Source organism: Gordonia sp. JH63 (assembly GCF_009856645.1).
Classification (GTDB): Bacteria; Actinomycetota; Actinomycetes; order Mycobacteriales; family Mycobacteriaceae; genus Gordonia; species Gordonia hongkongensis.
Window position 1 is genome coordinate 3,933,908 of the sequence record NZ_CP047235.1, and the last position, 14,072, is coordinate 3,947,979.

The 14,072-nt window shown below is 69.9% G+C and carries 1 protein-coding gene; it reads right to left on the bottom strand.

Going from position 1 to position 14,072, the window contains the following annotated elements; all coding sequences use genetic code 11:
• Positions 1-104: 104 nt before the first annotated feature.
• Positions 105-13,997 carry a non-ribosomal peptide synthetase gene (locus GR168_RS17665; protein ID WP_159371347.1) on the bottom strand — a complete coding sequence of 4,631 codons (13,893 nt, stop codon included), beginning with the start codon at positions 13,995-13,997 and terminating at the stop codon, positions 105-107.
• Positions 13,998-14,072: the final 75 nt, after the last annotated feature.

The window sequence follows — 14,072 nt, forward strand, 5'->3', positions numbered from 1 at the left end:
CGGCACGGCGACTGTCGTCACCGGCCTGCTTTGTTGTTGTCGAACGTAGTGGCTCGCCACCCGGATTCACGCGAGGTCAGGTCGATGATGTCACGCAAATCCCCTCATTCCGGTGTCCGCTCGCCGGCGCCGTCGACCTGCGACAGCTGAGCATCGAGCGCCGGGCCGACGACCGCGAGGGCGTCGGCGTTCGCCATCCCCAGGTGGTGGGTGGCCACGTCGACGTTGTCGACGGCGCCGGTGACGAACGGCCGCCAGGCCGCGGCGAGGGCCGACGGGTCGTCCTTGTCCTCGGTCGCCGTGAACACGTGCATGTCGCCGGCGAAGACATCGGGCCGGTAGTCGAGGACAACCTGGGTCGAGGACTCGAAGCTGTCCATGATGCGTTCCACCTGATCCGCCGCGAGCAGGCCCATGCCGGAGATCTGCTCCCGGATGATCGCGGTGACCTCCTCGGAGGTGGACGCCTGCACGTCGTCGCCGAGATCGAACAGATCCCGCCAACCGCCGAGGACGTCGACCACAGTGGACGCGTCCGGCTCGATCGCCGGCCCGGGCTCCGCCGCGGCCGCGTCGATCGGCTCCCCGTGCTGCGGGCCGTCGTGGACGATCACCGGTTCGTCCTCCGGTCGGGAGTCCATGATCCCCAGGTAGGCGACCTGCTCCCCGAGTTCCCCGAGGTGGACGGCCATCGCGTGGGCGATCACGCCGCCGACCGACCAGCCGAGCAGATGGTAGGGGCCATACGGCTGGACCCGCCGGATCTCTTCGACATAGCGCCGGGCCAGCACCCGCGCGTCGGTCACGCTCGGCTCTCCGGTCACGACATGCGGGTCCTGCAGGCCGTAGATGGGCCGGTCCGACAGGTGCGGCGCCAGCCCGCCGTAGAACCACGCCAGGCCGCCGGCCGGGTGCACGCAGAACAGCGGCGGCCGCGAACCCTCGCCGCGAAGGCTGATGACCACGTCGTTGCTCACCGCGTTGTCCTCGACCAGTCGCCGGGCCAGACCACGCACCGTCGGATCGCTGAACAACCACGCGAGTTCGACACTGAAGCCATGACGCTCCCGGAGGCGGGCGACGACCCGAGTCGCGGACAACGAATTGCCACCGAGATCGAAGAAGGCCTCGGTCGCGCCCACTCGCTCGACACCGAGCACCGCCGCGAACACGTCGGCGATTGCCTGCTCGACCGGCCCTTCCGGCGCACTGTACTCGCCAGCAATGAACTCCGGTTCCGGGAGCGACTTCCGGTCGATCTTGCCCGCGCTGTTGAGCGCGATGTCGTCGACCAGCATCCATACCCCTGGACGCATGTACTCCGGGAGCGATTCGGCGACAACGCTTCTGACCGCGTCGAGATCGACCGACTCCCCCGGCGCGCCGGACACGTACCCGATCAGGTGTTCGCCACCGCCTGGCGCGGCCACCACTGCAGCGGCTGCGTGAACCACCCCGGGCACAGCAGCGATGACCGACTCGATCTCACCGAGTTCGATTCGCTGCCCACGCAACTTCACCTGAAAGTCCGTGCGGCCAAGATACTCCAGCACACCGTCGCCACGCCGTCGGACGAGGTCGCCGGTCCGGTACAACCGGCCCCCGCCCGTCCCGAACGGGTCGGCGACGAATCGTTCGGCCGTCAGATCGGGACGCGCCGCATACCCACGCGCCAATTGCACCCCACCGAGGTACAACTCGCCGGCGACACCGACCGGCACCCGCTGCAGCCGCGAGTCCAGCACCACCGCAGACGAATTCCACACCGGAATGCCGATCGGCACCGTTGCGTCGCGCTTCGAGACGTGGGCGATCTTCTCATAGGTGATCTCGACCGCCGCCTCGGTCGGTCCGTACAAATTGAAGAACAAGACGTCAGGCCACCAGGCCCGCACCGTCTCCGCGGCTGCCGGCGGCAAGGCCTCGCCCGTGGTCGACACGATGCGCACGGAGTCGAGCGCACGAACCCGGTGCTCTCCGGCCACCTCGAGAAAGACCGACAGCATCGATGGCACGAAGTGCACCATCGTTGCCCTGGTGCGGGCGATCTCCGCCGCCACGTACACCGGGTCCAGGTGGCCGTCAGCTCTGAACACGACCATCGTTGCGCCGATCATCAAAGGCGCGAACAACTCTGGCACCGAGACGTCGAATGTGTACGGAGTCTTCAACACCACGCGATCGGTCTGGTCGATCGGCAGGGCGTCGAGACCCCACCAGAGACGGTTCAGCACCGCGGCATGCGACAGAGTAACCCCCTTCGGCCGGCCGGTGGAACCAGAGGTGAACAAGGTGTAGACGGCGTCGTCGGGACGGATGGGCCGGTCCCGTTCGGCGTCGATGATCGGCCCGGCGAACCTAGCGTCCGCGGCGATCTCCTCGGAGGCATCCACAGGCACCACCGTCACCGCGTCGCCGAGTTCCTCGACCGCGGCTGGCACCGGCCCGCCCGCGACAAGCACAATGCGAACGTCTGCGGTGGTCACCATGTACGAGACCCGCTCCGCTGGCGCCGCAGTGTCGAAGGGGACGTACTGCCCTCCCGCGGCGACGATCGCATGGATGGCGACGACCATCTCGATCGACCGGTGCATACACAGTCCGACGGCCACATCGGGGCCGACACCGAGCGAGAAAAGGTCACGCGCGAGAGTGTTCACCCGGGCACCGAACTCCCTATAGCTGACCGTCCGGTCCCCCAACAACAGGGCCGGCGCATCGGGTGTGGCCGCCACCTGAGCGGCCACCGCAGCCGCCACCGATTCGACCGCCGGCAGCTCGATCGCGGCACCGTGCTCGACAGCGATGACGCGACCGATCTCAGACGAGTCCATCATCGCCACATCACCCGTCGGTACAACCGGGTCGGCGACCAGTGCGTCGAGCAGACGAACGAGTTTGTCTGCGAAGGAGGCGATCGTGGCCTCGTCGAAGAGATCGGTGGCGTAGATGACCGAACCACTCCACGGTGCTCGGTTCGATCCGGTGTGCACGGTGATGGTCAGATCGAGCTGGGCCGGGACTTCCGGCGGCGTGACCGGCTCGATCGACAATGCCTCGCCGATCTCGTGGACCGTGCTTCCCGACAGGATCCCCGCCGCCGCCTGGTCGAAGGTCAACATCACCTGCGCCAGCGGCGAAAATGCCTCGGAGCGGGTCGGATTGAGCCTTTCGACGAGCGTCTCAAACGGAACGTCCGCATGGCCGAACGCATCGAGGACCGCCGTGCGGACCTGGTCGAGTAGTTCGGCGAACGACGCGCCCGGATCGTATTGCGTGCGCAATACGAGGGTGTTGACGAACATCCCGACAAGGGGGTCGAGCACGCTCTGGCCCCGCCCGGCGATCGGTGTCGCCACCGCGATGTCGTCGGTCGCCGACAACCGGGCGAGCAGTGTCGACAGCGCTGCGTGCATCACCATGAACGGTGTCACGCGATATTCGCGGGCGAGCCGGTCCATCCGACCCACGATCTCGGCGGGGAGCTCGAACTGAACCTGGGCGCCGCGATGTGTCGCCACCTGGGGGCGCGGACGATCGGCGGGGAGTTCAAGCACGTCGGGCAGTCCGGCCAGCCGGTCGATCCAGTGTTCCACTTCGCCGGCGACCACCGACGACGGATTCTCCACCGACCCCAGGACGACGTGCTGCCAAATCGCATAGTCGGCGAACTGTACGGCCAGCGGGTCGAATTGCGGTGTGGCACCGGAGGACCGAGCGTCGTAGGCCGTCACGAGATCGGTGACGAGCGGACGCAGAGATTCACCGTCGGCGCCGATATGGTGGGCCACCAGTGTGAACACGTACTCGTCGTCCGCGACGGTCCACAACCTGGCCCGCAGCGGCCACTGCCGTGAGACGTCAAAGCCGGTCGTGACGGCCGCCTCGAGCTCGTCTTGCGAGTTCACGATCTTCCAATCGAGCCCCTCGGCAACGGTATCGGCGGGGTCGACGGACTGATACGGGGTGCCGTCGACCGACGGGAAGGTCGTGCGCAGGACCTCGTGACGCACCACCACGTCCACAAGCGCCTGCCGCAGCGCGTCGACGTCGAGTCGTCCATACAATCGCAGAACCGCTGGGATGTTGTAGGCGGGTACACGCGGATCGAGCTGGTTGATAAACCACATCCGCTGTTGAGCGAAGGACAACGGAATCCGCTCCGGCCGCGGCGACACCGCGACAATGGGCGGGAGTCCGCCGGTACGGTCGCCGAGGCGTTCGGCCAGCAGACGCGGGGTCGGCGCCTCGAAGACGTCACGGACCGTCACGTCGACACCGAGAGCGTCTCCGAGCCGGGCCGCCGCCCGCATCGCCGACAACGAGTTGCCGCCGATGTCGAAGAAGTTCGTGGTGGCACCGACATTCTCCGGCGACATCGACAGCAGTTCGGCGAAGACCGTCGCGGCCGCCGCTTCCCGCGGGCCGGCGACCGGCGTGATCGCGGCGGTGTCGACGGTCGGCGCGGGCAACTGCTGTCGCACGATCTTGCCCGCGCTGCTCAGCGGCATCTCGTCGAGCAGCGTCCACATCCCGGGACGCATGAACTCCGGGAGCGCTTGCGCCACCGAGTGCTTGACCGCATCGAGGTCCACCGAGGCCGGCGTCAGGTAGGCCACGAGTTGCTGGCCCGCAGGGGTCTCGACGACAGCTGCCGCCGCATACACGACGCCCGGCGCCGACGTGAGCGCCGATTCGATCTCGCCGAGCTCGATCCGCTGTCCCCGGAGCTTCACCTGGAAATCGGTGCGCCCCTGATATTCCAGCTCACCGTCGGCTCGCCAGCGGACCAGGTCACCGGTCCGGTACAGGCGAGACCCCGGCGCGCCGTACGGGTTCGGCACGAAGCGTTCGGCCGTCAGCGCGGGTCGCGAGGTGTATCCGCGGGCCAACTGAACACCGCCGAGGTACAGCTCGCCTGTGAATCCCGGTGCCACCTGTCGCAACCGGTGGTCGAGCACCAACGCGCTGGTGTTCGCGACGGGACGCCCGATGGAGACCGAGTCGCCCGCGACCTGTGCGACGGTCGCGTAGATCGTCGCCTCGGTCGGTCCGTACTGGTTGTGGATCGGCGCGTGCGGGATCAGCTCACGCACGGTCTCGGCGACGCTCTGCGGGAGCGCCTCGCCGCCGGTGTGCAGGAAGCGTAGCCGTGAGAGTCCGCGCAGCTGTTGGGGATCGGCGACCTCGGTGAGCACCGCGAGCATCGAGGGCACCAGCGTCGCCGACGTCACGCCGAAGTCGGCGAGATGGCGCAGGACGGCGACGGGGTCACGATGCGCACCCGGCTCCATGACGACCAGGCGGCCACCCGACAGAGGCGGGCGGAGGATCTCGCCGACGGACGGATCGAAGGTCAGCTCGAGCACCTGCAGGAAGACGTCGTCGGGGCCGAAGTCGTAGGCGTCGCGGTCGTAGTCGAGGTGGGCGCGCAGGGTTTCGTGACTGACCGTGACGCCCTTGGGACGACCGGTCGAACCCGACGTGAAGATGGTATAGGCCGGATTGGCGCCGACGACTGCCGACGAGCGCTCCGCGGGCGCGAAGAGCGGCGTCGGCTCACCGGCGTCGTCGGCGCCACCGACGGTCACCACGGGCACACCGGGGTCGATCGCGTCGATGCCCGCCGGGACCTGTCCCGGACCGACCATCACCGCGGCGACGTCGACGGTTCGCGCCAGGTAGTCGATGCGGTCGGCCGGTGCGGCGGGGTCCATCGGCACGAACTGCCCGCCGGCGGCGAGTATCGCGTGGACGGCGACGATCATCTCCGTCGACCGCGGGATGCACACGCCGACCGCGACTTCCGGCCCGACACCCAGACCCACCAGCCGCCGGGCGAGCACGCTCACCCTGCTCGCCAGTTCCGCGTAGGTCGACTCCCCTTCCGGACTCACCACCGCGATCGTGGCGGGTGATGCGGCGGCGCGTTCGAGGAGGAGGTCGGCGACGTGGGTGCCGGTCGGGATCAGCTCCGGGCCGGCCGACCACGTGTCGAGGCGGGTCTGGTCGACCTCCGACATCGGCGGGATGTCGCCGATCCGAGTCCGAGCGTCGCCCGCGATGGCCCACAGGATGCGGTCGAGGGACCGTGCGAAGACGGCGACCTCGTCGTCGGCGAAGGCGTCGGGGAGATAGGTCAACCGGACCGCGATGCCCGACGCGGTCGGCGAAGTCGCCAGGTTGAGCGGATAATGCGTGGCGTCGGAGACCTCGACGTCCCGGATCGACAGTCCCACTGCGGCACTGGCGGCGCCGCCGGCCAGGGAGTCGTTGTCGACGGGATAGGACTCATGCACGGTCAGGGTGTCGAACAGCTGTGGCCGCCCGACGGCGGTGAGGATCTCGGGCAGGCCGATGTGCTGATGATCGAGGACGGCGGTCTTGTCCGCCTGCAACCGACCGAGGACCTCCGCGATCGTGGCGTCTGGATCCACGTCGACGACGGCGGGCAGGGTGTTGATGAACAGCCCGACCATCGACTCGACGCCGTCGAGTCCGGCCGGACGGCCGGACACCGTCTCGCCGAAGGTGACCACCCGGTTGTCGGTGAGCCGGGACAGCAGTACCGCCCAGGCGAGCTGGAGTGCGGTCGCCATCGTCGACCCCGACTGCCGGGCCGTGCGCTCGAGCCCGGCGACCAGGTCGGGATCCAGGACCCAGCGGTGTTCGCGGGGCAGATGGGCTGCCGCGGTGTCGCTTCCGTGGTCCTCGACGGAGGCGCCGGTGAGACCGGGGGCGACCAGGGTGGGCTCGTCGACCGGCTCGAGGACGCGCCGCCAGGCAGCGAGACCGGCGTCGAGGTCGGCGTCGGCGATGCGTGCGAGGTAGTCCGCGAAGTCGGTGCGCTCGCCGGTTCCCTGTCCGGTGAACGGGGTGCCGGTGGCGTACAGCGCGAGCAGGTCGGCCAGCACGAGTGGCCCCGACCAGCCGTCGAAGAGGATGTGGTGGTTGGTGATGACGACGCTCGTCCCCCGGGCGTGGCGCACGACCACCGCACGCAGCAGCGGCGGGTCGGCCAGGTCGAACGGTTCGGTGCGCTCGGCCGCCGACACCTCGCCGACCGCGGCCCGCAGATCGTCCTCGCCGACGGCCGGGACGTCGATCACACGCCAGCGCAGCGGCACCGTCGCCGGCACCACGGTCACCACGTGCCCGCTGGGCACCCGGACGAATCCCGATTTGAGGGTGCGGTGGTGGTCGAGCAGTGCGACGACGGCGGTCCGCAGCCGGTCCAGGTCGACCTCGCCGTCGAGATGCAGAACCGCCTGTGTCACATACACATCGAGCTGGTCCGTGCCGGCGAGCTGGGACTGGAAATAGAGTCCGCGCTGCAGCGGTGACAGCGCCCAGACGTCCGCGCCGGGGAATCGTTGCGCCACCGTGTCGAGGTCGTGCTGTGTCACCCCGGCGCCCGGGACGTCTGCCGGTGACCGGCCGATGTCGGCGCCCTCGGCGACGAGGCGGACCACGTCGGCGAGTTCGGCCGTCCAGCGTCCCGCGATGTCGCGGACGTCCTCCGGCGACAGCATCGCCTCGGGGAACTGCAGATCTGCCGAGAGCACGCGACCCTCGGGTGAGGCGCCGGTGCTCGCGTTGACCGTCAGCACACTCATGGCGGCCACCCCGTCGGACACGGCGGCGGGCAGGAACGGCGCTCCGGGTGCCGGCAGGAACGCCGCTGCAGCGGGTGCCGCGGCCTCGTCTCGACCGGACACCGACGGCGCGTCCTCGTTGCGCCCGGTCGCGCCGCGGGTACCGAGGTAGTTGAACGCGATGGTGGGAAGCGGACGCGAACGAAGTTCTGCCGCAGCATCACCCGCGGCGTCGCCGGACTGTCCGGCGTAACGCAGCAGACCGAATCCGATCCCGGAGTCGGGCATGCCGAGTCGTTCTTCCTTGGCCGCCTTGACCGCGTGGACGACGTCGTCGGCCGGGTCGATGGCGAGCGGGGCGATCGAGGTGAACCAGCCGACCGTGCGCGACAGGTCCGCTCGTCGCGGGTCCTCGCCCGCGAGCAGGACGTCCTCGTAGCGGCCGTGACCCTCGGTGAGCACGGTGACAGCGGCGTCGTCGGCGATGCCCCGATCTCGCTGCCAGGACCGGACCGCCCGCGCCAGGGTGCCGAGCAGGACGTCGACGACCGACGACGAGAACGCCTCCGGCACAGTCGTCGTCAGCGGATCGACGATGGCGGGATCGACGCGGTGGACGATCGAGGTCAGCGTGCCGTACCGGTCGCGTTCGGGGTCGAGCGGCGCACCGAAGTCGGTCGGGGCGGCCGGTGATCGCTCGAGCCAGTACCCGGCTTCGGCGCGACGGGAGTCGAGCTGACGGGTGAGCGCACGCTGCCACGCACGTTGTGAGGTCTCCTCGGCACGGACCGCCACCGGGTGCCCGGCGGTCAGTTGGGCATGCACGGTGAGCAGATCCTCGATCAGGATCGGCCACGACACCGCGTCGACGCCGAGGTGATGGATCACCAGCACGATTCGTGCGGACCGGCTCGCATCTTCCTGGGACGGTGCCACGTCGGCGGCCTCGGGTACGGCGCCGTGAACGATCGTCGCGGCCACCAGTCGGCCCGCGGCCGGGTCGAGGCGGCGCGCGGCCTCGGCATGCGCCTCGACGAGCACGTCGGCGAACGCGGTCTCTCCCGCGACCGCATCGGTCTCGACCGCGAGGATCGAGGCGTCGGGATCGAATGGTGTTCCGGCGGTGAGGGTCCACTCGCCCCCGGCCCGGGTGTCCCCGGTCTGGGAGTCCCCGGTCTGGGTGGCACCGACGAACTCCAGGCGGGCACCGAGCGTCGGATGCCCGTCGACGACCGCGCGGAGGACCGCGCCGAGGTGCTCGGCGGTCAGTCCGGCGGGCGCGGTGAGCACCATCGACTGGTTGAAGTCGGCGAGGTCGGCCGGGGTTCGCGCGGCGTCGACGAGCCAGGAGACGATCGGCGGGAGGTCGACCTCGCCGGCGGGGCCACCGGCGGGTTCGGTGAGCATCGGGACGCAGCCTCCGCCCGCCGACGCGACCCGCGCCATCGCGCGGATGGTCTTCTGCTCGAAGATCTCTCGCGGCGACAGCGGGAGCCCGGCCGCCTTCGCGGCGGAGGCGAGCTGGATGGACATGATCGAGTCGCCGCCGAGCGCGAAGAACGACTCGGTCACCGAGACGGTGTCGAGACCCAGCAGTCCGGCGACGATCGCGGCGAGGGTCTCCTCGGCGGTCGTCGCGGGTGCGACGTACCCGTCGGCGGGTCTGGTGAACTCGGGCACCGGGAGTGCACGACGGTCGAGCTTGCCGCCCGGCGTCACGGGCAGTTCGTCGAGCACCATCGCCGAGTGCGGGATCATGTGTCCGGCAAGGCGATCCGCCGCTCCGGCGAGAACCGCGTCGGCATCGAGCCGCTGGTCACCGACAGTGTCGTCGGCCACCAGGTACGCGACGAGGCGCGTGCGTCCGTGCTCGTCGTCGACGCCGGTGACGACGACCGATCCGACCCCCGGCTGATCACCGAGAACGGATTCGATCTCGCCGAGCTCGACGCGCTGCCCGTTGATCTTGACCTGATGGTCGGCGCGCCCGGCGAACTCGATCTCGCCGTCGGCGGTGATCCGCACCAGGTCGCCGGTGGCGTACATCCGCCGGCCCGGTTCGCGGGCGAACGGGTCGGCCACGAAGGACGACGCGGTGAGCCCGGGCCGGCCGAGGTAACCGCGCGCCAGCGACTCGGCGGTCGACAGGTAGAGCTCACCCACCACACCCTGCGGGACCGGATGAAGGCGTCCGTCCAGGACGTAGGCGGCGAAGCCGCGGACCGGGCGCCCGATGGTGACCGGCGCGCCGGGTTCCGACCGGCCGGTGGTCGCCCAGACGGTGGCCTCCGACGGGCCGTAGAAGTTGAACATCCGGCGCGTCGAATCCGGTGTGGCCCAACGGGCGATCAGATCGGGAGGGCAGGCCTCACCACCGGTCACGAGATTGCGGACGAAGCGGCCCCGCCGCGGGTCGACGGTCGCCAGCACCGTCGGGGTGATGAGGGTGTCGGTGACCCGGTCACGTTCGAGGATGCGCCCGAGTGCATCGCCGGCGTACTCCGAGGCGGGCGCCACGACGAGCGTGTGCCCGACCCCGATCGACCACATCATCTCCAGCACCGAGGCGTCGAAGCTCGGGGAGGCGACGTGCAGGACGCGGGTGTCGGGGGCCTGCACGGGTGTTCCGGTGACCTCGGTCAGCGCGTCGACAAAGTTCGCGATGCCGCGGTGGGACACCCCGACGGCCTTCGGGCGACCGGTGGAACCGGAGGTGTAGACGAGGTAGGCCAGGTCGTCGAGGCGCACGGGGCCGCGTCGTTCGGCGTCGGTGACGGGTCCGGCCGCGACCGCCGGATCGTCGAGCTCGTCGAGCTCGTCGAGCTCGAGCCATTCACAGGACGATTCGCCCAGTCGAGTGCGCGTCGACGCGTCGGTGATGCCGAGTCGTACGCCGGAATCGGCCACCATGAACGCGATGCGGTCGCTCGGGTAGGCCGGGTCGATCGGTACGTAGGCGGCCCCCGCCTTGATGACGCCGAACACCGCGACCACCGATCCGATGGACCGCTCGAGGCCGACGGCCACCACGTCGCCGGGACCGACCCCGCGTGAGATCAGTTGACGCGCAAGACGATTGGTTCGTTCCTCGAACTCCGCGTAGGAGATGTCCGCGCCGTCGTAGACCAGTGCAGGGCGACGCGGGTCGAGCTCTCGTCGCGCGAGGAGCTCGGTGAGGGTCACCGGTTCGGTCACCCCGCCGTCGGCGGCGGGCGAGGTCTCGCCGACCGAGTTCCGACTCGGCGCGCTGAGCGTGGCGGCGTCGATGCCGACAATGTCGATGTCGCCGACGGGCAGCGCGGGATCGGTGGCCATCGCGGCGATCACCTGCAGCCAGACCTCGGCGAAGCGGCGGATGGTCGCGGCGTCGAACAGCGATGTCGCATAGAGGAAGTCGGCCCTCATCGGCGACGAGCCGGTACGTTCGGACACCGAGACGGTGAGGTCGAACTTGGCGATCGGTGCGGCGACCCCGAGCGGCTCGGCGCTCAGGCCCGACAGCTCCACCCGGTCGATCTCCTCCGGCCGGCCGCCCGCGGCGACGAGGGTGTAGGCGATCTGTACGAGCGGCGGGTAGGACGTCGACCGTTCCGGCGCCAGCTCCTCGATCAGATCGTCGAACTGCACATCGGCGTGGGCGAAGGCGTCCAGGTCCACGGCGCGGATCGTGGCGATCAGATCGTCCATCGACGACGCCGGGTCGACCGCGGTCCGCAGTACCAGCGTGTTGACGAACATGCCGACGAGGTCGTGGAGCGCGGCGTCCGGCCGGCCCGCGACCGGCGTGCCGATGACGACGTCCCGAGTGGCGGCCAGCCGGGCGACCGTGACGGCGAGGGCGGCGTGCAGGACCATGAACGGCGTGACGTCGCGGCTACGCGCGAGATCTTCGAGTGCAGTGGCGAGTGCGTCGTCCACGGTGACCGACTCGACCGCGGCCGCGGTGTCGAGGACGGCCGGCCGCGGGCGGTCCATGGGCAGGTCGGTGACCGCCGGGAGATCGGCGAGGACGGAGCGCCAGTGTGTGAGCTGGCGACCCATCGGCGTGCCCGGATCGTCGGCGGCACCGAGGTATTCGCGCTGCCAGAGGGCGAAGTCCGCATACTGGACCGCGGGCGCGGCGACCGGCGGCGCGCCGTCCGTCCGGCTCAGGTAGGAGCCGAGCAGGTCGCGCACGAACACCGGGGTCGACTCGCCGTCGAAAGCGATGTGGTGCACGGTGACCACCACGTCCACCGCGTTCTCGTCCCGGCGGAGGACCCGGACCCGGAGCGGATATTCGGCGGAGACGTCGAAGCCGCTCGTCGCCGAGACGAACAGTTCTTCCTCGGCGTCGACGAGCCGCCAGTCGAGGCGGGCGCGGGCCGTCTCGGGGTCGGTGACGACCTGGACCGGACCGTGCTCGTCGCTGGGATAGGTGGTGCGCAGGATCTCGTGGTTGGCCACCACGTCACCGACCGCGGCCTCGAGAGCGTCGAGATCGAGGGTTCCGGTCAGGCGCAGCGCCATCGGGATGTTGTAGGCCGCCGAGGTGGTGTCGAACTGGTTGATGAACCACATCCGACTCTGTGCCGTCGACAGCGGCAGCCGGTCGGGTCGCGGCATGGCGGTGACGCGCGGGACACTCCTCCCCCGTCCGGACACCAGGGCGGCCAGGTCGCGCACCGACGGCGCGTCGAACAGGTCGCCGACGGACACGTCGACGTCGAGCAGGTCGGCGACGCGCGCCGCCACCCGGGCCGCGGACAGCGAGTTGCCGCCGAGGTCGAAGAACGACTGCGTGATGCTGACGCGGTCGGTGCCCAGCACGTCGGCGACGATGGCCGCGATCGAGGTCTCGGCGTCGGACTCGGGCGCCGCGAATTCCTCGACCGTGAGTTCGGGGACCGGCAGCTTCCGGCGGGCGACCTTGCCCGCACTGTTCAGCGGCAACCGTTCGAGGGTCATCCACACCGTGGGCCGCATGTAGGCGGGCAGCGCCTGCGCGACCGCCGATTTCACCGCGTCGACGTCGACGGATGCGGGCGAGACGTAGGCGACGAGATGGGATTGTCCGGAGACCTTCGACACGGTGGCGGCCGCGTGGAGGACACCCGGCGCCGACATCAGAACGGACTCGACCTCCCCGAGCTCGAGCCGCTGTCCGCGCAGCTTCACCTGGAAGTCGGTGCGGCCCAGGTATTCCAGCTGGCCGCGCGCGTTCCAGCGCACGAGGTCACCGGTGCGGTACAACCGCTCACCGGGATCGGCGAAGCCCTCGGCACCGCCCGCGACCTCGTCGCGCGCCGGAGCGGCGAAGGGGCTGGCGACGAACCGTTCGGCGGTCAGGGCGGGTTGCGAGGCGTAACCGCGGGCGAGCTGCACGCCGCCCAGATACAGTTCCCCGGGCACGCCCGACGGCACGAGCTGCAGGCGCGAGTCGAGGACGAAGGTCGTGGTGCTCGGGACCGGGACCCCGATCGGCACCGATGTCTCCCCGGCCCGCACCTGGTGGGCGGTCACGTCCACCGCCGCCTCGGTCGGGCCGTAGAGGTTGTGGACCTCGGTGTGCGGCAGGGCCGCGACCAGCGCCTGCGCCACCGGCGCGGTCAGCGCCTCACCCGAGGTGAAGGTCAGCCGCAGCGACGACAGGTCGCCCACGCGATCGCCGAGCACATCCAGGAACACCGACAGCATCGACGGCACGAAGTGGATGACCGACACCTTCTCGGCCGTGATCAACTCCGCCAGATAGCGCGGATCCCCGTGCCGATCGGGCTCGGCGACCACGAGCGTCGCCCCCACGGCGAACGGCAGGAACAACTCCCAGACGGACACGTCGAAGGTGACCGGTGTCTTCTGCACGAAGACGTCCGAGTCCTTGATCGAGTACCAGTCCCGCATCCACTCCAGGCGGTTCACGATCGCCGAATGCGACACCGTCACGCCCTTCGGCCGCCCCGTGGACCCCGAGGTGAACAGCGTGTACGCCGCGTCGTCGGGACGCAACGGCGCCCGGCGTTCGGCATCGGTGACTGGTGCGGTGGCGAGGTCGATCTCCACGCTGGTGTCGAGGACGACGACCGTGACGTCCGCGGGCAGCTCGACGGACTCATCGGGGCCGACGAGGACCAGCCGCGCCTCCGCCGTCTCGAGCATGTACCGGGTGCGGTCCTGCGGTGCGTCGATGTCCAGCGGCACGTAGTGGCCGCCGGCGGCGACGATCCCGTGTATGGCGACGAGCAACTCGACCGAGCGCGGGATGGCGACCGCCACGGCGACGTCGGGCCCGACCCCGATCGAGATCAGGTGACGAGCGAGTGAGTCGACGCGCGCCCCGAACTCGGCGTAGCTGACGCGACGCGAACCGAACACGATGGCCGGTACGTCGGACCTCGTCGCCACATGCACCACATCGGTCACCGTTGGGCCTCCATCTCGCCTCGTCGCCTACCGTCTCGTCCTACGTTCCCCATTCCCCCCGAGTGTTCTCTGCGC